Origin of the sequence: Brevibacillus sp. IT-7CA2 (assembly GCF_949767855.1) — a bacterium.
Lineage (GTDB): Bacteria > Bacillota > Bacilli > Brevibacillales > Brevibacillaceae > Brevibacillus.
On the sequence record NZ_CATKQT010000033.1, the window covers coordinates 117,685 to 138,184 of the forward strand.

General features: G+C 48.6%; 16 protein-coding genes. 13 read left to right on the top strand and 3 right to left on the bottom strand.

Going from position 1 to position 20,500, the window contains the following annotated elements:
• The first annotated feature begins 183 nt into the window (after window positions 1-183).
• From ACM6JA_RS17180 to ACM6JA_RS17200, 5 genes are all read left to right on the top strand, one after another.
• Window positions 184-2,532, top strand: coding sequence for an FdhF/YdeP family oxidoreductase (locus tag ACM6JA_RS17180; RefSeq protein WP_414853296.1), 2,349 nt, complete (start codon window positions 184-186; stop codon window positions 2,530-2,532).
• A 42-nt stretch (window positions 2,533-2,574) separates the two neighbouring features.
• Complete coding sequence (gene glp, locus ACM6JA_RS17185) at window positions 2,575-3,834, top strand: gephyrin-like molybdotransferase Glp (protein ID WP_414853297.1); 1,260 nt, start codon at window positions 2,575-2,577, stop codon at window positions 3,832-3,834.
• Between the two features lie 3 nt (window positions 3,835-3,837).
• Window positions 3,838-4,353 (top strand): molybdopterin-guanine dinucleotide biosynthesis protein B, encoded by a 516-nt coding sequence (mobB, locus tag ACM6JA_RS17190; RefSeq protein ID WP_007722497.1) that lies wholly within the window; start codon window positions 3,838-3,840, stop codon window positions 4,351-4,353.
• 129 nt (window positions 4,354-4,482) lie between these two features.
• Window positions 4,483-4,971 (top strand): DUF2199 domain-containing protein, encoded by a 489-nt coding sequence (locus ACM6JA_RS17195; RefSeq protein ID WP_414853298.1) that lies wholly within the window; start codon window positions 4,483-4,485, stop codon window positions 4,969-4,971.
• Window positions 4,972-5,133: 162 nt separating this feature from the next.
• Window positions 5,134-5,670 carry a pyridoxamine 5'-phosphate oxidase family protein gene (locus tag ACM6JA_RS17200; RefSeq protein ID WP_414853299.1) on the top strand — a complete coding sequence of 179 codons (537 nt, stop codon included), beginning with the start codon at window positions 5,134-5,136 and terminating at the stop codon, window positions 5,668-5,670.
• On the opposite strand, the gene ACM6JA_RS17205 is transcribed toward ACM6JA_RS17200, so the two are convergent.
• Window positions 5,648-7,090, bottom strand: a complete 1,443-nt coding sequence (locus ACM6JA_RS17205; protein WP_414853300.1) for a PLP-dependent aminotransferase family protein — start codon at window positions 7,088-7,090, stop codon at window positions 5,648-5,650. The genes ACM6JA_RS17200 and ACM6JA_RS17205 overlap by 23 nt on opposite strands.
• A gap of 198 nt (window positions 7,091-7,288) precedes the next feature.
• Between ACM6JA_RS17205 and hmpA the strand changes: the two genes are divergently transcribed.
• Window positions 7,289-8,506 (top strand): NO-inducible flavohemoprotein, encoded by a 1,218-nt coding sequence (hmpA, locus tag ACM6JA_RS17210; RefSeq protein ID WP_414853301.1) that lies wholly within the window; start codon window positions 7,289-7,291, stop codon window positions 8,504-8,506.
• A 26-nt stretch (window positions 8,507-8,532) separates the two neighbouring features.
• Here the strand turns inward: hmpA and ACM6JA_RS17215 are convergent, their stop codons facing one another.
• Window positions 8,533-9,042, bottom strand: a complete 510-nt coding sequence (locus ACM6JA_RS17215; protein WP_414853302.1) for a Crp/Fnr family transcriptional regulator — start codon at window positions 9,040-9,042, stop codon at window positions 8,533-8,535.
• Between the two features lie 165 nt (window positions 9,043-9,207).
• On the opposite strand from ACM6JA_RS17215, the gene ACM6JA_RS17220 reads away from it, so the two are divergent.
• The 7 genes from ACM6JA_RS17220 to ACM6JA_RS17250 all read left to right on the top strand — a co-directional run bounded on the left by ACM6JA_RS17220 (window position 9,208) and on the right by ACM6JA_RS17250 (window position 17,890).
• The gene (locus tag ACM6JA_RS17220; protein WP_414853303.1) at window positions 9,208-10,149 is read left to right on the top strand and encodes an MBL fold metallo-hydrolase; all 942 of its coding nucleotides are present in this window, start codon (window positions 9,208-9,210) and stop codon (window positions 10,147-10,149) included.
• 125 nt (window positions 10,150-10,274) lie between these two features.
• Window positions 10,275-12,065 (top strand): M3 family oligoendopeptidase, encoded by a 1,791-nt coding sequence (locus tag ACM6JA_RS17225; RefSeq protein ID WP_414853304.1) that lies wholly within the window; start codon window positions 10,275-10,277, stop codon window positions 12,063-12,065.
• A gap of 180 nt (window positions 12,066-12,245) precedes the next feature.
• Entirely contained in the window at window positions 12,246-13,208 is a 963-nt protein-coding gene (locus ACM6JA_RS17230; RefSeq protein WP_414853305.1) for a metal-dependent hydrolase, read from the top strand.
• Between the two features lie 536 nt (window positions 13,209-13,744).
• A complete protein-coding gene (locus ACM6JA_RS17235; protein WP_414853306.1) occupies window positions 13,745-14,665 on the top strand; it encodes an ArsR/SmtB family transcription factor in 921 nt (306 codons plus the stop codon).
• Window positions 14,666-14,716: 51 nt separating this feature from the next.
• On the top strand, window positions 14,717-15,955 hold the full coding sequence (locus ACM6JA_RS17240; protein WP_414853307.1) for an MDR family MFS transporter: 1,239 nt from the start codon (window positions 14,717-14,719) through the stop codon (window positions 15,953-15,955).
• A gap of 371 nt (window positions 15,956-16,326) precedes the next feature.
• Window positions 16,327-17,499 (top strand): bis-aminopropyl spermidine synthase family protein, encoded by a 1,173-nt coding sequence (locus tag ACM6JA_RS17245; protein WP_414853308.1) that lies wholly within the window; start codon window positions 16,327-16,329, stop codon window positions 17,497-17,499.
• 52 nt (window positions 17,500-17,551) lie between these two features.
• Window positions 17,552-17,890: a DoxX family protein gene (locus ACM6JA_RS17250; protein WP_414853309.1), complete on the top strand. Its 339-nt coding sequence runs from the start codon at window positions 17,552-17,554 to the stop codon at window positions 17,888-17,890.
• 47 nt (window positions 17,891-17,937) lie between these two features.
• Here ACM6JA_RS17250 and helD read toward each other — a convergent pair whose 3' ends face one another.
• Window positions 17,938-20,298: an RNA polymerase recycling motor HelD gene (helD, locus tag ACM6JA_RS17255; RefSeq protein WP_414853310.1), complete on the bottom strand. Its 2,361-nt coding sequence runs from the start codon at window positions 20,296-20,298 to the stop codon at window positions 17,938-17,940.
• Window positions 20,299-20,500 lie beyond the last annotated feature (202 nt).

Consider the following 20,500-nt stretch of genomic DNA (forward strand, 5'->3'; position numbering starts at 1 on the left):
GCAGCGTTCCTGTTCACCGGCTTAGACGTAACGGAATTCGCGAAAGCAAACACGAAGTTGAGACTAGGTAGCGAACCTGCCGTAGACAACCACCGTGAACACGCTCTTTTCCTTAGGATGAGGGACTGTTTCATGGTGGTTTTTTTCGTCTTAATGGAGTTTATAAGAGGGGAGACTAAAGAAATGGGCAAGACCAAGCATGGTGGACCAATTAAGCTGGATACTTCTTGGAAGCCTTCGTTGTGGGCTTCACTGATGCCGATGGGACTCGGAAAAATTAAACCGCATCACATTCGCGATACGATGAAGGTAGCATATGACAATCGCGATAATTTGGGCTACGCCTATCGAATTTTAACGCAAGGTGTATGTGATGGCTGCGCTCTCGGCGTATCCGGTCTCTACGATCAGACGCTGACTGGCCCGCATTTGTGCACCACGCGCTTGAACGTGCTACGTCTCAATACGATGTCTGCGATGGATCCAAAATGCTTCGAAGATGTACGGGCGCTACAAAAGTTATCCAGCGAAGAATTGCGCAAGCTGGGAAGAATCCCGTATCCGCTGTCCAGAAAACCTGGAGAAAACAAGTTCACGCGCATTAGCTGGGATGAAGCGCTGAACCGCATTGCGAAAAAAATCAAAGACATCAGCCCAAAACAACTGGCCTTTTTCTTGACAGCTCGTGGTATTACGAACGAGGTATACTACACGGCAGCGAAAATGGCTCGTTTCCTCGGAACCAACAACATCGACAACGCATCGCGTATTTGTCACTCGCCGAGTAAGACAGCATTGAAGCGTTCTGTTGGTATTGGTGCGTCGAGCTGTAACTATCAGGATTGGATCGGTACCGACGTGCTCGTATTCTGGGGCTCAGTACCAGGTAACAACCAGCCTGTATCGACGAAATACATGTATGCTGCGAAAAAAGCAGGAACGAAAATCATCCTGATCAACCCGTACAGAGAGCCAGCGATGGAGAAGTACTGGATTCCGTCTGTACCGGATAGTGCTTTGTTCGGGACGAAGATCGCGGACGATTTCTACCAAGTGAACATTGGCGGCGACATCGCGTTCATGAACGGTGTCATGAAGATTTGGTTCGAGATGGAAGAAGCGAAGCCAGGTTCTGCGATCAACCATGAATTCATCAAGGAGCACGCGAACGGCATCGAAGAGCTGCGCAAGCATGTGATGAATGAATCGTGGGATAAAATCATTGAATCCTCTGGTCTCAGCCGCGAGCGTATCAAAGAATTTGCGGTGCTGCTCGCAAACTCCAAAAATGGTGTATTCGTATGGAGTATGGGACTGACCCAACACAAATTCGGTACGGACAATATTTCTCAGGTAGCCAATCTGGCCATCCTTCGTGGATTCTTCGGTCGTAAGCACACGGGCCTCATGCCGATTCGCGGTCACTCCGGCGTACAAGGCTCCGGTGAAATGGGTGCCGATCCATTCAGCTTGCCTGGTGGCGACTTCGAAGAAAAATCCTGGAACCGCATTGAAAAGATCTGGAACTTCCCGATCCCGAAATGGCAAGGAGATATCGTCGGTATTTCTTTGGAGAATGCAGTGTTACCAGATGGACACGAGCGCAAGACCAGATTGTTCTATACGAGTGGCGGCAACTTCCTGGAGACGATGCCAGATCCGGATTTCATGCAAAAATGCTTGGAGAGCATAGAAGTGCGTGTACATCAGGACATCATTTTCAATACATCTACGTTGGTGGATGCGAAGGAAGAAGTGATCGTACTGCCAGCAATGACTCGTTACGAGCAGCCGGGTGGCGGAACTTCGACAAGTACAGAGCGTATGGTTTACTTCAGTGCAGAAGTGGAAGGGCCACGTATTGAAGAAGCGCGTTCGGAATGGGAGATTTACGTAGATCTGGCGGCACGGGTAAATCCAGAGAAAAAGCATCTGATGCACTTCTCAACCGCAGCTGAAATTCGCGCAGAGATTGCCCTGGCGAATCCGAACTACGATGGTATCCAGCATCTGAAAAACCGCGGAGATGTTTTCCAATGGGGCGGTGCATGGTTGTGTGAAGGCGGCGTATGCCCGACACCGGACGGTCGAGCGAATCTGATTCCGACTGAGATTCCGGATTTGAACAAGCCAGAGGGACACTTCTATGTAACGACTCGTCGCGGTAAGCAGTTCAACTCAATGATTTACAGCAAGAAAGACCCGTTCAACAATGCGGACCGTTATGATATCCTGATCAATGCAGAGGATGCAAAAGAACTGCGCATTGCAGAAGGCGAAAATATCGTCGTTTACAATAAATATGGAACGTTCCAAGGACGTGCCAAATTCGAGGACACTAGACGAGGAAACATTCAAGTACACTGGCCGGAAGGGAACGTACTCATTCCGAAGGGTGTATACGAGACATACGCTGGTATTCCCGAATACAATACAGCCGTGAAGGTTGAAAAAGCGGACACTTTCCACGCCAACAAAGATTTGAAATACGTGGAGAGAGAAGTAGAAGATTTGGAAGTAAACGTCGGCTGACAAGCTGCAGCAATGGGTGGTCAAGATTAGGAGGAGCAAGCCATGCGTTTTTCGCGACAAACACTCTCGGTTGAAGAAGCGATGAGCAAGCTGTTGGCAAAATTGCTGACAGGGAGAACGGAACAAGTGCAGATCGGGGAGGCATACGGGCGGATACTGGCCTCTGATCTATGTGCAACATACGATTTGCCGCACTTTGACCGCTCGCCGCTGGATGGGTTTGCCGTGAGAGCTGCGGATACGGTGGGAGCCTCGGTTGACCATCCGATTACGCTAACAGTGCTAGAGACGGTTGCGGCCGGGCAAGTACCTACAAGAGAATTGAAAAAGGGCTACGCGACGCGGATCATGACAGGTGCGATGATGCCTGCGGGTGCGGATGCGGTCATCATGTTTGAGCAAACGTACAACCCAGCCGAAGAGGCGGATACTGTACGGATCAAGCGGGAGATGAAGCCTGGGGAAAATGTATCGCGTCGCGGTGAAGAGATGGCCACCGGAACGATCATTGCCAAGGCGGGCGAGCGGATTAACGCAGGTACGCTCGCCAGTTTGGCTACGTTTGGCTATTCGCAGGTTGAGGTGTTCTGCAAGCCGCGTGTCGGTCTGATTTCGACTGGAAGCGAGCTGCTGGAGATTGATCAGCCGCTTGCTCCAGGCAAAATTCGCAACAGTAATACGGTGATGCTGACTGCCTTGATTGCTGAGGCAGGGGGCATCCCTGTTTCGTTTTCAAGACTGCCGGATGATCTGTCGGTGGCAAAGGCGAAAATCAGTGAATGCTTGCGGGGCGTGGATTTGGTCATTTCAAGCGGCGGTGTGTCCGTTGGGGATTTTGATGTGATCGCGGCTTTAGTGGATGAGCCTGAGGTGGAGCTTCTGTTCAACAGGATCGCGATACGTCCGGGAAGTCCGACGACAGCCATGATCATGGAAGGCAAGCCTCTTATTGCCCTATCAGGGAATCCGGGTGCCTGTTTTCTCGGGTTTGAGTTATTTGCGCGAGCAGCCATTCGTCGCATCTCGGGAGAAGCCCATGTGGTGCAGCAGGTGATTAAGGCGAGACTTGGTGTCGATTATACGAAGCCTTGTCCATACCCACGTTACCTGCGAGGGAAGCTCCTCGAAAAAGACGGGGTTTTGCATGCGATCCCTGATTTTAATGAAAAGGCAGGGAATCTGGGGACGTTGAAGGACAGCGAATGCTTTATGATCATACCAGCCGGGGGAAGCGGGCAAAAAGCAGGAGAGCTGGTTGATGTTCTCACGCATGCCGCCCCAACCTGGAGAAGAGAGGGATAGCGAATGGTCAAGCCACCTTGTGTTTTGCAGATTGTCGGTTATTCGAACAGTGGCAAGACGACGCTGCTCACCAAGCTCATTCCGATCCTCGAAAAAGCAGGGATAAGAGTCGGGGTCATCAAGCATGATGGCGGACACGATTTTGAGTGGGATCAACCAGGGAAGGACACCTGGCGTTATCGTGAAGCCGGAGCCTCGCTAGTCGCGATCACATCCAAAACGAAAACGGCCATCGTGGAGCAAAAGCCGCAGGAGTTGTCCGTTCTTATTCAGCGCTTAGCAGATGCCGGGGCTGAGCTCATTTTGGTAGAAGGCTTCAAGCGTGAAGGCTATCCCAAGCTCGTCCTGCTTCGCAGGCCAGAAGATGAGGAGCTCTTATCGATCGTTACTCATCTGGTAGGGATCGTAGGTTGGTCAGACAATCGTCAGCCGGGGTTGCCATTTTTCGATATTAATGACATAGACAACATGGCCAAGTTTGTGAGGGAACGGGTATCCGGTTGGTATTGTCAAAACTGATTAGAAACATTGAGATCATTCCAGCTTGATTTGGGATGATCTTTTTTTGTAGCATGGCAGATTATCCATGTAATGAAATATGTGGTAATCTAAATAAAAAATCGGCGAGAAACGATAAGGAGCAAAAACATGAAATGCCCTCACTGTAACAACGAATTAAATGAACTTCCTTTCTGTTACGGAATGGAAGCACCACATTATTTTTACACGGTATCAGAAGAGAAAAGAACAGAATTAATAAGAGACTTTTGTGTAATTGATGAACAGCATTTCTTTATTAGGGGACATATTGAAATACCAATAATGGATAGTAATGAGACGTTTATATGGAGTGTTTGGGTTTCTCTTAGTGAAGAAAACTTTTTGAAATCGAATGAATTGCTGCTTGTAGAAGGAAGAGAAAATGAAAAACCTTATTTTGGTTGGTTATCGACTGAACTTTCCATCTATCCAAAAACTACACTATCATTAAAGACATTGGTACATACACAAGAAGTTGGTGCGGTTCCCTTAATAGAATTAGAACAAACGGATCATCCACTTGCAGTTGAACAAAGAGAAGGAATTACAATGGAGAGAGTGAAAGAAATTGCTCATTTAATCAATCATACTGAGTAATAAGAAAATGCCTGCTGCCGGGATGATCCGGCAGCTTTTTAGTTTTCTCATGCTTTAGACGATAGTTTATGGATTGCTCCAATCTGGTGGTTTTGGACGTATATATTCACTCCAATGGCTGATAAACTTGCAGCATATTTCAAAATAATAGGAGTGATAACAATGGATGGAGTGCGTTACAAAATTAGAGAAGTATTGGATCAGAGCAAGATTGAGACATTTTTGCAGCAAGCTAGAATCGGACATCTTGGAATGGTAGATGGTCATTTGCCGTATGTTGTTCCGCTCAATTTTGTTTGGACAAATGGGCAACTTTATTTCCATGGAGCCACCGGCGGGAGAAGAAATCAGGTTATGGATGCTAATCCAGAGGTCTGTTTTACGGTTTGTGAAGAATATGGAACGATTACTGATCCGGTGCCAGCTAAGACGGACACAGCGTATATGAGTGTAATGATTTTTGGCAAGGCACAGCCTATTGCCGATCTGGATGAAGCTACACACATGTTGCAAGAAATGATGAATAAGTATGTGCCTGGCTACTATAATCGGCCTTTACCCAAGCAGCACGTGGACAAATACCGTTCAGCAGTATTCGGTGGTCCGGTTCAGGTGTACCGAATAGATCCACATCATATCACTGCGAAAGAAAATCCAATGGAAGAAGAAAAAATGTTCAACCCTGGTAAAACCGTGTAATCTCCGCAAGACGAAAAATGCCTTCTTCAATGGTTGATTCATCTACTTTAGCAAAACCCAGTACCCATCCTTTTCGATCGCTTTTCAAGCAATACTTGCTAAGTGGATAAACACGGATTCCTTTGTCGAGTGCTAGGTTCGTCGCGGCTTCTTCGACAAACGATTTATCAGCTTCAAGAAGGATATGCAACCCCGTTTCTACGCCGCTTAGTGTGAAGTGTTCGCCGAGACCTGTCGTGATGATGGCCTTCGTCATGGCTTCATGTTTGCGCCGATATACATTTCGAACTCGTCTCATATGGCGCATGAAATGACCATGCTCAATAAAATGAGTAAGCGTTAATTGCTCCATAATCGGAAGATGACGATACGTTAATTCATGGACTTGGGCGAGCTGACGAATGGCTTCTTTGGGACCAACGATTGCCGATATCCGAATACCAGGAGCAATCATTTTGGAAAAACTCATCATATACAACGTGTTCTGCGGTCGCTGACTGAACAAGGTTGGAAGTGGGTCGCCGCGATAGCGAAATTCGCTGTCGTAATCATCCTCAACAATCCAAAACTGCTGCTCGGCAGCCATATGTAACAATTGTTGCCTGCGAGGTTCCGACATAATGACTCCAACCGCACACTGGTGCGATGGCGTAACATAGACAAGCTTGGACCCCGGATGAATCTGGTCTACGCATAACCCGTACTCGTCAACTGGAACGGAGAAAACTTGCATACGCCGATACTTCATTGCCATCCAGGCAGCAGGGAAGCCAGGATCTTCAACAGAAACGCTATCTCCTTCATGTAAAAGGGCTTGGGCAATCAAATCGATGCTATGTTGTGCACCTGAGGTTAACATGATTTGATCGATATTCACATGAACGCCCCGTTCAAGTGACAAATAACGTTGAATCTGTTCCCGTAGCGGTTGGTATCCATAGGCATTGCCATAAGCCCAACTGTCCAGATTCGTTTCTGTGGAAGCCTGTAAAAAAGAACGTCTCCAATTCTTTTGAAAATGTTCGTCCAAATATGGCTCATGGGGACTGAAATCGATCTCAATCTTTTGACTATCTTTGTCCCCGAACCAACCGTGCAAATGACCGATTGTAGCGTTTAATAAAGGCAATTCGGGAGGGACAGGTCCTTCTGGCGCAGCCTCCTCTGAAGGACGAGTTGCATAAGTCCATTCGCTAACTCTAGTCCCGCCACGACGAGAGGTGACAGTGTATCCTCGGCTGAATAACTCCTCATAAACAATCTGTATGGTTGAACGGGAAACGCCAATTAAAGAAGCGAGTTCGCGGGAGGGGAGCAGCAATTCACCTGGCTGCCATTTTCCGGTGGTAATATTATGGATCGCTTGGTCCAGCAGTTGCTGCCAGATTGGACGTTCGTCTTCTCGGTTTACTGTTAGCATTCATTCACCTTCAGTGTTTTTGTTTAATGATGGATTTGGCTGATATGCTATCATGGCAATCGTTTCTTTTGCAACAATGGTGTTTTACAATTGTCACAAATTGTTTCTATTTCCTGTGACCAGAATCACATGTGTATTTCTGAACCTCCCGTACACTTGAAATATAGAAAGAACGAAGCACTTCAAGGAGGTTCTACGATGTTAAGCCCAAAAACCATTGAAATTATAAAATCAACCGTTCCTGTGCTAGAGGTGCATGGAACTGCCATTACAAAACGTTTTTATCAAATGATGTTTGCTAAGCACCCTGAGCTTCTCAATATTTTCAACCACGCCAATCAAAAGCAGGGAAGACAGCAAACAGCTCTGGCAAATGCGGTGTATGCTGCGGCTTTGTATATTGATAAGCTGGAAACGATTTTGCCTGTTGTGAAGCAGATTGGACATAAGCACCGCAGCTTGGGAGTGAAGGCCGAACACTACCCAATCGTCGGGGAAAACCTACTTGCTGCGATCAAAGACGTGCTTGGGGATGCCGCTACGGACGAGATTTTACAGGCGTGGGCGGAAGCGTATGGCGTCATTGCGGATGCTTTCATCGGTGTAGAACACGAAATGTATGAAGAGGCGAGCGGGCAGCCTGGAGGATGGGTAGATTTCAGAGAGTTTATCGTCCAACGCAAGGTGAAGGAAAGCGACGTGATCACTTCCTTTTATCTGGTTCCGGCGGATGGTCAACCGATTTCCAGCTATGAGCCAGGGCAGTATGTCAGCGTCAAAGTAGAATTACCGGGCGAGCAATTTACGCACATTCGCCAATACAGTCTCTCTGATGCGCCTGGGAATGCGTACTACCGCATTTCTGTCAAACGCGAGGATGCTATGCAAGATAAGCCAGCAGGAAAAGTATCCGTTTATTTGTCAGAGGAAGTGAAGGAAGGAGATAGGCTGCAGCTGTCTGCTCCGGCTGGAGATTTTACCTTACAGCAAGAGGGCAGCCGTCCGGTTGTGCTGCTCAGTGGTGGTGTAGGATTGACCCCAATGATCAGCATGCTGAACACACTGATCAAATCGGGAACAGACCGTCCGATCACCTTCATTCACGCAGCCAAAAACGGAAATGTGCATGCCATGAAGCCGGCAGTAGAGGAGCTGGCCGCAAAACATCCGCAGCTCACTGTCCACTGGTGCTATACACAGCCGACCGAGCAAGATCGAGTGAACGGTGCTTTTCAGAAAGAAGGATATATCGACTTGCCGTGGCTGCAAAAGGTCATCGATACAAAAGAGGCGAGCTACTATTTCTGTGGTCCAATTCCATTCATGAAGACGATCAACGGTGCTCTGGTGGAATGGGGAGTGCCAACAGACGATATTCATTTTGAGTTTTTTGGTCCGGCCGCTACATTGGCATAAAGAGGCTCTTACAAAAAATACCAAACTTACTCGCGATTCGCAGTTTGAGCGCGCAGCAGTCGATTTACCGTCTCGCGGCGAAGCCCGATGAGTTGACCGATTTCATCCTGAGTCAGCAACTCCGAAAGCGAGGCGACAGGAATGAATGTCTGAAACCAAAGCTGGAGCTTGCGAAGCTTTTCAGCAGGAGAGACTTCGGTCAGTTGGTCGATACGCTGCTGCATCATCCGCAGCTTCCCTTGCAGCTGTAGCGCGATATCACGACACTTTTCAGGATTGTCATCCAGATGGCGATACCAATCAGGGGCAGACAGCACTTCGACCTCACAGGTCACGAGAGCGATTGCTGTCCCGTAATAGGGATTCGGGCTCATCAACGAATGATGCGGGATGATCTCATCCGGAACGATGATGTTGACCAGCGTCAATGCTCCGTCTGCATGTACCCGAACGATTTTTAACAGACCGTTCTTCAGATGATAGAGCGGTCCTGTTTCTCCTTGTCGAAACAGGACTTCTCCCTTGTGCAGGATCATGGGTTTCTCCTCGATTCTCTAAGTTTTTCTCTAGCAATTATAGCAAGCCCGGCATGAGGAAGTAAGCAAGCGTAAAAAGCAGTTTGCCGCTTTTTTAGGCTTGCTACAGCAATAATGCCTTTTGCTATAATGGGGAAATCACAGCTAGATAAAGGGAGTTGTCTGATGCTCAACTTTTTTACATGGGTAGGCTCCATAGTGGGGGTACTCCTTATCGGATTGATTGGCTATGTGGCTTACCGCTACTGGTACCATATGGGACAGCTTCCGAAGCCGGAGTTTCGTCATCTGGACACGAAAAAGCCAGTGCCTGCTGACTGGAGTCATGATGAGGTTACATTTACATGGATCGGTCACTCGACGATTCTGTTGAATATGTTTGGTACGAAAATACTGACGGATCCGGTTTTGGGAGAGAAGCTCGGGATTAAGCTTGCAGGTGTCCATTTTGGTCCCAAGCGCTTTACGCCTCCTGCTCTCGACTTTGCTGAGATTGGCGAGGTAGATATCATCTTGCTATCGCATGCCCATTTGGATCATGTCGATCTGCCTACCTTGCAAAAAATAGCGAATCGTTCCACACATGTCATTACGGCGCACCAGACGAGCAAGCTGTTCAAGCATATGCCATTTGGTTCGTATGAGGAAATGCAGCCGGGAGAAGCCGTTACAACCAAAGAAGGAATTACGGTTACTGCGATTCCTGTTCGTCATTGGGGCAATCGCTTTCCATGGAATCATGAGTACGGCTACAACGGCTATATGATTGAGAAAAATGGCGTGCGCATCCTCTATCCAGGCGATACTGCTTATATCTCCATGGAAAATTTGGCGAAGCAATTCGGGCCTATCGATCTGGTGTTCATGCCGATTGGCGCCTACAAGCCAGACTCGTATCAAGCAGCGCATTGTACGCCAGAGCAAGCATGGCAAATGTTCAAGGAGACCAAAGCCAAGTGGCTGGTGCCCATTCATTGGAATACGTTTGTACTCTCGCGTGAGCCTGTTGATGAGCCGTTCGAGCGTCTGTTGGCAGTAGCGGGGGACGAGAGGGACAGGATCGTTGTTGAAAAACAAGGGGAGACGTTTTCCATCCCTGTTCAGTAGGTGTGAATAGTTGGCGACTGCTTACATGGCAGTCGCTTTTCTAACGATATGAATAAATAGGGAGGGAATAGCTACCTTATTATAGAAATATTTTTATCGAAGGAGTTTTTTGAGGAGGGGTACATATGACAAAAGCATTTCCACAACGCTGGGATATGGATGTGATTTTTCCTGGTGGTAGTGAATCGGAGGATTTTCGGGCGTTTTTAGGAACTTTGGAAGCGGATATTGCGAACCTGAAAGCGCGGTTGGAACAATCTAGCACTGGTTTGCATGAAACAGCGGCTTTCAAGGAAGTTGTCACTCATGTCCAAAGCATTGCCGTGCGTGTGAGACAAGCAGGTGCATTCATTTCCTGCCTGACTGCTCAAAATGTAAAGGATGAGCCAGCCAAGCTGATGGGTGGGCGTGTAAAGAGCATCTCGGCTGCGTTTGGTGCAGTATTGACGCGCTGGGAAGAAAAGCTTCTGGCTATCGATGAGGCTGCGTGGGAGAATCTGTTGGCAGACGAAGAATTGCAACCGCTTGCTTTTGTGCTGAATGAGCGCCGTCGCCGTGCACAGGAAAAGCTGTCGCCTGAACAAGAAGTGCTGGCAAACGATTTAGCTGTAGACGGGTATCACGCTTGGCAAGATTTGTACAATGCGGTCGTGGGACGTATGAGCATTGAGGTTGAGGTCAATGGAGAGACGAAGCATATGTCCGTCGGGCAAGCTTCTAACCTGATGAGCAGTCCTGACCGTGCCGTTCGTGCCCATGTTTTTGAAAAGTGGACAGAAGCTTGGGGCAAGGAAACGGAGCTGTGTGCGCAGGCGCTGAATCACTTGGGTGGTTTCCGTCTCTCTCTGTACCGTCATCGCGGCTGGGATTCCGTCCTGCGTGAGCCGCTGGACATTGGACGGATGCAGGAAAAAACTCTCGACGCGATGTGGCAGGCCATCGACAATCGCAAGGATCGTTTGGTTGCCTACCTGGAGCGCAAGGCGAAGCTGCTCGGTGTAGACAAACTGAGCTGGTACGATGTAGGGGCTCCAGTCGGGAATGTACATAAAGAAGTGTCTTACGATGAAGCAGCCGCCCTGATCGTTGAGCACTTCAACCGTTTCAATCCGAGCATGGCTGAGTTTGCGCAAAAGGCATTCGATGAGGGCTGGATCGAGGCAGAGGATCGTCCTGGCAAACGCCCAGGCGGATTCTGCACGAGCTTCCCAGTCAGCAAGCAGTCCCGCGTGTTCATGACGTATGCGGGAAGCGCAAGCAATGTATCCACACTGGCACATGAGCTGGGGCATGCGTATCATCAGCAAGTCATGTGGGATTTGCCAGCACTTAACCAAAACTACGCGATGAACGTTGCAGAAACAGCATCGACCTTCGCAGAGATGATCCTCGCTGACGCTGCTGTGAAAAATGCAGCCAATGACGATGAAAAACTGGTGCTCTTGGAAGATAAGCTGCAATCCATCGTCGCGTTTTTCATGAACATCCACGCTCGCTTTATTTTCGAGAAAAACTTCTACGAGAAGCGCAAAGAAGGTCTCGTGAGCGCGGCTGATCTCGACCGAATCATGGAAGAGGCGCAAAAGCAAGCGTACAATGGAGCTTTGGCAGATTACGAGCCGCACTTCTGGGCATCCAAGCTGCATTTCTATATCACGTCGTATCCGTTCTACAACTTCCCGTACACATTCGGGTACTTGTTTAGCATGAGTGTTTATGCGCGTGCACTCGAAGAAGGCGAGAGCTTCGCACCGAAATACGATGCACTGCTCCAAGATACGGGCCGCCTGATGGTAGAGGACTTGGCGAAGAAGCATCTCGGCGAGGATATGACGACAGTTGAGTTCTGGCAAAAAGCTGTTGATCTGGCTGTGGCAGACATCGACGAATTCCTGCGCCTGACAGAAGAAGCATAAATTCACGAATAGATAAGCTCCAAGCAGTCTGTCGCTTTTCTGACAGGCTGCTTTTTCGTTGAGAGATTGTTAACATCGCAGACGAAATCTTCGGATAACCTTTACCTGCGGTTTATAGAATCCTCGCTATTTTTTCGTACAGTAAAAGGGAAGGGAGTACTTGCAAAGGGAGGCATCGTAATGGACACTGGCAGTCATCTTTTGTTGGGTGTCACACTGGCGGGCTTAGCTCATATCACGCCAGTAGTGGCACATGATCCGGCGCTTGCTCAGGCGCTGATGGTCGCAACGGTAGTGGGATCTCATGCCCCGGATTTCGACACTGTGGCCAGACTTCGCGGTATTTCTTTTTACATTCGCTTTCATCGGGGAATTACTCATTCGATTCCTGCCTTGTTTCTGTGGCCCCTCATCATCAGTCTTCCTCTTGCCTGGGGGTTTGGTCTCATGGGGCATTTCGGGATTTTGTACGGATGGACGCTGCTGGCTGTTGTGCTGCATGTTTTTCTCGATATGCTAAACGCCTATGGAGTTCAATGTATTCGCCCTATTAGCAAGCGTTGGGTGCATTTGGATGTGCTCGCGATTTTTGAGCCACTGGTGTTCGCGATTCATTTAGCAACGGCAATATGGTGGATAGCTTTTAAAGGAGATCCCAGCGTGCTATTTCCGGTAGCATATGGGATGACGCTCCTGTATATTGGCGTGCGGGTTTGGCAGCATCACCGTAACGTCAGACGGGTAGCAAGGGCTTTGGAAACAAGAGGCATATCCCATGTTTTCCCGAGCATACATCCTTTTCACTGGCGATTCGTCGTAGAGACGGAGGAACTGTTTTACACAGGGAGAATCGAGTATGCACGTGTGATACTGGAGGATGTGTATCCGAAACAGCAGCGTGATGCGATCATCCAGGCTACTGTCGGTGTGGACGGGGTTCGTGCTTTTCTCGGATTTGCTCAACGAATCCACGTCACGTGGAAGGAGATTGCCGACGGTTATGAAGTCACGTGGAGCGATGTGCGCTTTTGGTACAACCGCAAACTGCCATTTGGCGTAGATGTTGTCTTGGATCGTGATTTGAACGTCGTTGATCATCGGTTGGGCTGGCGAAAAAAAGCGTGGGACCCGCCGTTTGTATAAGGAAAGCTAGTATAGGTAAGCCCCGTCAGTTTGGTGAAGCTGGGGGCTTACTTTTTTTGTGTGAACAAGGAGCCTCAGCGTCTGCTTCTTGCATTGTTTCAGTAAAACTTTCTGCTTAAACGCGGTCGCCCCCCCTTGAGGATGCCTAGATAGAGTTTTTTTCTTCGCCAATGGTTTAAGTGGTATCGATAAACCAACAAAGCTGGTGAGAAGAAAAAGCACAGGGCTCGTAGACCTTGACAGCGCCTCCCCAGTCGGAACTTTCAAAAGGGGACCACGCTTGTCGAACACTTCTTCTATGAGAAACTTCCGCCCATAGGGTGGCTTTGGCTCGACGGTCCCCTTTTGGAAGCGGAGACGGACAGTGAATCACCCCTGCTGGCGTGTCAGAGTCGAAGAGAACTGTGCTTTTCTTCTCCTCCACTATGTTGACCCCATTCATAAGGACCTTTATAAGTTATTCTAACGAAATAGCGCTATGCAAAATCCTACAAAAATGATACACTGAAAAAAACTAAACGTTCGATGGTGATAGAATGAATGGGTTATATTCGATCAGAGTAGAATGGTCTCCTGCGTATGAATGTATCATTAGCCTCTACACTTACATCTACGAGAAGGAGCGCAAGCATTGTTTGCTTGGCACGGCTTGGTTAGAGGAGACAAAACAAAAGCTCCCGGCGTCTTTTGCAGATGAACTTGCAGATGAACGCTGGGAGGTACTCCACCGTTTGGTGCTGCTTGTAGCGCAATCGCCCCAGACCAAATCCGTTGAAGAATTTCTTGAGTGGCTGGAAAGCATCCCTCCCGGTGAAATTTATGAGCGTCTCGCTCCATGGGTAGAGACCATCCCGCTGAACCTGGGGGAAATCCGTGATCGCAGCCTTTCGTTGCTTACCCGTTGGAATGAACATTATTTTTCGAAGGTGCAACCACGCATTTTGGAGAGTCTGCAGCGGAGTGCCGATGAGCTGACAGTCCGCGCCAAAGAAACGCCTCCAATCGATTTGGTCGATCATGTTACGAACGGCATCTGGATTGAGCCGATGGCAGATTTGCGAGAGGTTGTATTGATCCCGCAATATCATTGTGCCCATTCTACTGTTCTCGACTTTTATCGGGGGCTTGCCACTTGCATGTACCCTGTCAAAGATGCGGCAACGACCAAACCACAGCCGCTCCTCGAGCTGTTGCCCATCACACAGTGCTTGGCGGATGAGAAGCGCCTGCAAATCTTGCGCTGCCTGGCAAAAAAGACGTGTACCCTCGGTGAATTACAGAAGCATGTATCATTGGCAAAAAGCACCGTCCATCATCATGTAACGGCGTTGCGCAGAGCGGGGCTGATTCGTGCTCACTACACAGGAAGTACGACGATTTCCTACTACAGTCTGCGAGAAGCCTTCGTCGAGCGTCTCCCAGTCTTACTGCGTTCCTTCTTCCATACACCAGAGTGATTTTGCTTACGGAAATGGCATGATTTTGTTGAGAGGGTAGGTTGAATCAGTATGAGCAAAATGAGGCAAGTGTGGGAGGCGTATCACCCGATTGTTCATCTGTTGATGGCAGGGACGGTGTTCGTTCAGCTCACCCAATCGATGAGTATCCCTTTTCTGGCCATCTATCTTGGTGAAACGACGAAGCTCTCTCATGCCTATATTGGACTGATTATCGGTGCAGGTCCCTTGGCTGGAACAGTCGGGGGATTTGCTGGCGGGATTCTCTCGGATTTATTTGGCAGACAAAAGCTGATGTTTTTTTCCTTGCTCGCTATGGCGTGCTCGATTATCGGATTCATTACAGTAGCGCATCCGATCGGTTTGCTTTTGATCAGTATGCTAATGGGATTGTCGGCCTCGATATTTGCGACGGTTTCAAAAGCATTGATGGGAGACTTGACTCCCGAGCATAAGCGTTTTCGTGTGTTCTCGAACCGCTATCTAGCGAACAATCTTGGCTTTGCGATTGGTCCTATGCTCGGTGCTTTTTTGGGGATTTCCGGCAGCAATCTGGCATTTTTTTTGACGACGGTATCCTTGGTGAGCTTTGCCATCATTTTAGTAGTAGCATGTCGGAGATGTGGGGTCACTGATGATGGTGGGGGGAACGGAGAGGTAGAGAGAGCTAGTTTGGCTGAGATCTGGCAAGTGCTCAGAAGGGATGTCGTCCTTCTTACCTTTGTCACAGGTGGAGTCTTGTTAGTGACGGTGTACGGTCAGATGTCAGTTACGCTCTCCCAATACTTGCGGGAAAACTTTTCAGAGGGAGTCGCCTTGTTTGGAACTTTGATGAGCGTCAACGGATTTACCGTCTTGCTTTTACAAATTCCAGTGACGAGGCTGGTTGAGCGTTATTCCTTGTTTGCGCGAATAGCAGGTGGCGCTGTGCTGATGGGCATAGGAGAAGTCGGCTTTGCTTTTTCGCTAGACTGGGCTTGGTTTATAACGGCGATGATCGTCTTTACGCTAGGGGAAATCTTGATCGTACCGGCGGAGTATGCGCAAATCGACGAGATCAGTCCCGCGAATATGAGAGGGACTTACTATGGGGCACAAAGCGCAACGATGCTGGGTAGCTTCCTCGGACCATGGGCAGGTGGTATGGTACTCACCGCATATGGTGGCCCCGTGATGTTTTTGGTCATGGCAGTATTGGCACTGGTCAGCTTGATCTTTTATTGGCTGGGACGGAGGTTGCATGAAAAGCGGAAGCAGCCTAGAACTGCGATTGTAGAGACTGCCATGTAGCTTCTTGCCGTTTAATTGCGAGTGCTGTATAATGGAAAGTATCTTTTCAAAAAGGGGACGTTTTGATGTCGGTGTGTGTTCTTAACTAGGCAATTGGATAGGGTACTCCCAGTATTTTTGGCAAAATCCACATTTCATGTCGGCTTATTTGCTATGGAAAAAGGGAGGCCTTGATTAGTTAAGAACTTACGGTCATCCATCTACCCATTTGCTCGACTACGGGAACCGTGCTCTTACGCACGGTTTTTTTGCGTGACTATCCACGCGCGCGTAGCGAACGTATGCCCTCAAGGCGGAGATGAACGAATGTTCATGCTCTGCTTTTTTGCATGCATCGATGGGTCCATCCCTTTTGAAAAGAGGTTTTCTACATGAAAAATTATATCGAAGACACCTATAAACAAGTGCGTTTACAAGAAGGTCAGCGTGTAATCGAACAGTTTCTGCTCGCGTGTTATTTTCATCCGGGTTTGCCTACGAAAGAGCTGGCGAGAAAAGTACTCTTGCCTGTACCTGTGGCGACTGCGATCAAAAAAGAGCTGATCAAGGCCGGTGCCATACAGCAGGGGAGCGGGGTGAGATGCACTGCAGAAGGGGAAGCGTTCATTGAGCAAAAGCTAGGGTTTGGTGGGCTGGATCGAGAGCTGTACGAGAAGCTGATGAGAGACGATGAAGCTTGGAAAACTGAGCTGGCTGACTTGCAAGCGGAAATGGAGACGATTTTTGCTGGGCGTCCACAAGTCGATGTACAGATCGATCAGTCCAAATGCACAGTCGAGACGAGCTTGCGCAGGGCAATCTTATGCTTACGGCATCAGAGCTTAGTGGGCAAAAAAATATTATGCGTCGGGGATGATGATTTGGTCAGTATCTCGCTGGGGCTTTTGCTCAAGCGCTTGTTTCCAGGGAATCAGCAACGTCCAGGGCAAATTGACGTAGTCGATATCGATGAACGTTTTCTCCAGTACATTACGGATGTGTCCAAGCAAAAAGCATTGACCGTGGCGTGCCATCAGGCTGATTTGCGGCAGCCGCTGCCGAAGAAGCTGCAGGGTGGGTACGATTGCTTTTTCACCGATCCACCTTATACGCTGCAAGGAATGGCTTTGTTTTTATCCCGTGGAATCAGTGGGCTGCAAAAGCAAAAAGGATTGTCCATCTTCTTGTCCTTTGCGCATAAATCGCCTGATTTCACGCTGAATATGCAACGGGAGTTCGTGCTGGCAGGCTTGACCGTACGAGAGGTGCTCAGTCATTTCAATGAATACGAAGCGGCGCAAATGATTGGAAACAAGGGACAGATGATCGTGCTCACCACCACAGAGATGACGGATCCGACGATCAAGCATCCATTTCTGGAGTCGCTGTACACAGGCGAAGAGACTCCTTCCAAGCGTGAGTATCAATGCAAGCGTTGCAAAAGATCGATCCAGGTAGGGGCACAGGCAAAAATAGTGACGATAGAGCAATTGAAAAAACGCGGCTGCCCTCGTTGTAAGCACCAGAGCTTTGAGCTGTTGTCCCGCCGGAGAGCACAAGACTGATTGTCTGCAAGTGGGCATATGGTAATGGTGGAGGGGAGGGAGATAAAATAAGATGGCTTACGAAAAAGCGTTTGCTTTATTACGGATCGGGACGGGAATCTTGTTTTTCATCCATGGCATAGCCAAGCTGCAAAAAGGGATGGCTAATGTTGTGATGACGTTTGGAGATCTCGGCTTGCCGGGGTGGCTAGCGTATCTGGTTTTGATCGTAGAATTGATCGGCGGTCTCGCGCTGATCATCGGAGTCGGGGCGAGATATGCTGCCTGGGGATTAGCTGCGATCATGGCAGGAGCAATTGTGACAGTGAAATGGGCGAAAGGGTTTGTGGGCGGTTATGAGCTGAATTTGATCCTGTTGCTTGTCACGATTTGTGTGGGTCTAAAAAGGTGAAAAAGAGATCCGGCTGAACCAGTAAGTGGTCAGCTGGATCTCTTTTTTTAAACAAACAGCTCGTAATACTCAGGAGAAACGTTATCTAAAAATGGACTTTTTTCACCCGAATAGTAAAGGTGCAGCTCGTGCATGGCACGTGTACATGCCGTGTAAAAAAGCTTGCGTTCACTTTCTTCGCCATAGTATGTGGCCGAAGCATCATAAAGGATGACCGCATCGAACTCGACCCCTTTTGCCAAGTAAGAGGGAATGATCAAGATTCCCTTCTCAAAGGAAAGAGTAGCGGGCTTGATCAAGCGAATCGGCAATCTCTCTTGCAAAGCGTCATGAACGACTTGGGCTTCCTCTAGCGTTTTGGTGATAACAGCGATCGTCTGATGACCACGATCGGCGAGCTCACGTATGCGTGCTTCGATTTGATCGGTATGAGCTTGTGGTGATGTCACTTTGGTTAGCGTTGGCAAGCGACCGTCGCGCATAAAAGGCTCAATCATATCCCCGTTTCGCAAAAGTTGTCTTGTAAACAAGACGATGGGATAAGTGGAGCGGTAGCTTTTGGTCAGGACGAAGGTCTCCGTCTCATCAGGCTCAAACAGGGATGTGACAGCATCAAAGCTATTCTGGTGATACGCATGGGCGTAAATCGCCTGATTCCAGTCTCCCAGCACGGTCATTTTGGCACGGGGAAACAAGCTCTTGATGAGAGCGAACTGAAAGGCGGAGTAGTCCTGGGCTTCATCGAGAAAGACATGGCGGACGAGGTTGTTCGTCTGTTTGCCTTCCAATCGTTCCTGCAAATACAAATATGGAGGGATATCTTCACATGCCAAATACTGTTGTTCTAAACGCTCTGCTGTCTGTTCGCACACTGCGGGCCAATTGTCCAATACATCGTGTTGGAGAGTGTCTGGCGCAAGTGTCCCGAGCAAGTCAGGTGACAAGAAGAGCTGGCGGTAAATAGCGCGCGTATCAATAAATTGTAGTTCCCGAATAAAATTGCGCAGAGGCTGAAACTGCTTTTTGACGATCCAGTTGGCTAAGAGCTCCTGCTCGCGTTCGAAGTCATCGAAGGTATCCTCCCGAAACTGCTTTTTGCGGCGCAGCGATTGATAGGCAGCTACATAAGCATCTCGGTCAAGCAGCTCCATTTCCTCTTCTACCCATGGTTTTGATCGTTCACGCTGTTCCAGTTTTTTCAGCTCTGTCAGCAGTGATTTCGCAACGAGTACCATCCGATTGGTGATCGGCAGATTCGTATCGAGAGAATAAAACAGTTCATGGATGTGCGCAGCACTGATCAGAGTCTGGTTTCTAAATGTAACGGGGCGAAAAATGATACCAGATTGTTTCAAGCTATCCGCGTATTCATCCATGGCCTGCAAAAATAAGGTGCTTGATTTGAATCGGATTCCTTCCAGCCGCGCCTCGTATCCAGACTGATCATTTGCTGTCAGTGCATACTCCATCTGTTCAAGCGGGTTTTCCAGACGGAAGTCGTCACCGAGACGATGCTCCGCGTATTCCTGAAAAGTCGTTTGCTGCATATTTTCCTCGCCGAGCTCAGGAAGAACAGTCGAGACGTAGCTGTTGAACAAGGAGTTAGGCGAGAACAAGACGATTTGCTCCGCGGTCAATGTCTTGCGATAACGGTATAACAAATAAGCGATTCGTTGCAAAGCCGCTGACGTTTTTCCGCTACCAGCAGCTCCGGAGACGATGACGAGTCGGCTGCGTTCGTTGCGGATGATGCGGTTTTGATCCCGTTGGATCGTGGCCACGATGCTTTTCATCTGCGAGTCAGCCTGTTTGCCGAGTACCTCCTGAAGCAGCTCGTCACCAATCGTCACGCCCGTATCGAACAGGTGCAGCAATTTGCCGTCGCGAATGATGTATTGTCTTTTGCACGTAATCTCTCCATTTACGTTTCCGCTTGGGGTATTGTAATCTGCTGGCCCCGGCGCGTAGTCGTAATACAGACTGGAGATCGGTGCGCGCCAGTCGTAGACGAGAAACTTCTCGTCGTTTTTATCCAGCAAGGAAGCAATGCCGAGATAGATGGCTTCTGGCTTCGATTCCAGCTCTTCTTGAAAATCAATCCTGCCAAAATAGGGAGAGTGCAACAATCGCTGCAGCGTACGCAACTGATTTTGGGCATGGCGATGGATGCGTTCACGCTCGGACAGGACTTCCGCTTGCTGCTTGATGCTGGCGTAAGTCTCGACAGCTTCGATGGCATCTTCGAAGTTGACTGTCACATCGTCCCAAAAATGCTTGCGAATTCCGATGATATCCTCGCTCACGACATTCACATGCTCTTTGAGGTCATCTATTCGGTTCTTTATCTCTGAGATGACTCGTTCAACACGTTGTTGTTCGTTTTGCCTATCTTGATCAGTCACGCTCATGGTACCGCTCCTTTTTCGTTCCCCATTTTTGGCCTGAAGGTTTGACAATCGAAAGTGAATGTGATACTATTATATTGGAGATAGAATAGTTACAAATTATCAATTGACCAACAGACCAATTCTCATTTTATCACGTGGAAATTGGCTTTTCAACATGGTATAGGGAAAATACAAAGTGAATTGACAGGGAACTCCTTTTGGG

Excerpts from the sequence above, each read along its gene's own strand:
- ACM6JA_RS17180 (WP_414853296.1), top strand. The coding sequence starts at position 184 with ATGGGCAAGACCAAGCATGGTGGACCAATTAAGCTGGATACTTCTTGG.
- ACM6JA_RS17250 (WP_414853309.1), top strand. The coding sequence starts at position 17,552 with ATGGCTTACGAAAAAGCGTTTGCTTTATTACGGATCGGGACGGGAATC.
- ACM6JA_RS17205 (WP_414853300.1), bottom strand. The coding sequence starts at position 7,090 with ATGCTAACAGTAAACCGAGAAGACGAACGTCCAATCTGGCAGCAACTG.
- ACM6JA_RS17235 (WP_414853306.1), top strand. The coding sequence starts at position 13,745 with ATGAATGGGTTATATTCGATCAGAGTAGAATGGTCTCCTGCGTATGAA.
- helD (WP_414853310.1), bottom strand. The coding sequence starts at position 20,298 with ATGAGCGTGACTGATCAAGATAGGCAAAACGAACAACAACGTGTTGAA.
- ACM6JA_RS17220 (WP_414853303.1), top strand. The coding sequence starts at position 9,208 with ATGCTCAACTTTTTTACATGGGTAGGCTCCATAGTGGGGGTACTCCTT.
- ACM6JA_RS17200 (WP_414853299.1), top strand. The coding sequence starts at position 5,134 with ATGGATGGAGTGCGTTACAAAATTAGAGAAGTATTGGATCAGAGCAAG.
- ACM6JA_RS17215 (WP_414853302.1), bottom strand. The coding sequence starts at position 9,042 with ATGATCCTGCACAAGGGAGAAGTCCTGTTTCGACAAGGAGAAACAGGA.
- glp (WP_414853297.1), top strand. The coding sequence starts at position 2,575 with ATGCGTTTTTCGCGACAAACACTCTCGGTTGAAGAAGCGATGAGCAAG.
- mobB (WP_007722497.1), top strand. The coding sequence starts at position 3,838 with ATGGTCAAGCCACCTTGTGTTTTGCAGATTGTCGGTTATTCGAACAGT.
- ACM6JA_RS17240 (WP_414853307.1), top strand. The coding sequence starts at position 14,717 with ATGAGCAAAATGAGGCAAGTGTGGGAGGCGTATCACCCGATTGTTCAT.
- ACM6JA_RS17195 (WP_414853298.1), top strand. The coding sequence starts at position 4,483 with ATGAAATGCCCTCACTGTAACAACGAATTAAATGAACTTCCTTTCTGT.
- ACM6JA_RS17225 (WP_414853304.1), top strand. The coding sequence starts at position 10,275 with ATGACAAAAGCATTTCCACAACGCTGGGATATGGATGTGATTTTTCCT.
- hmpA (WP_414853301.1), top strand. The coding sequence starts at position 7,289 with ATGTTAAGCCCAAAAACCATTGAAATTATAAAATCAACCGTTCCTGTG.
- ACM6JA_RS17245 (WP_414853308.1), top strand. The coding sequence starts at position 16,327 with ATGAAAAATTATATCGAAGACACCTATAAACAAGTGCGTTTACAAGAA.
- ACM6JA_RS17230 (WP_414853305.1), top strand. The coding sequence starts at position 12,246 with ATGGACACTGGCAGTCATCTTTTGTTGGGTGTCACACTGGCGGGCTTA.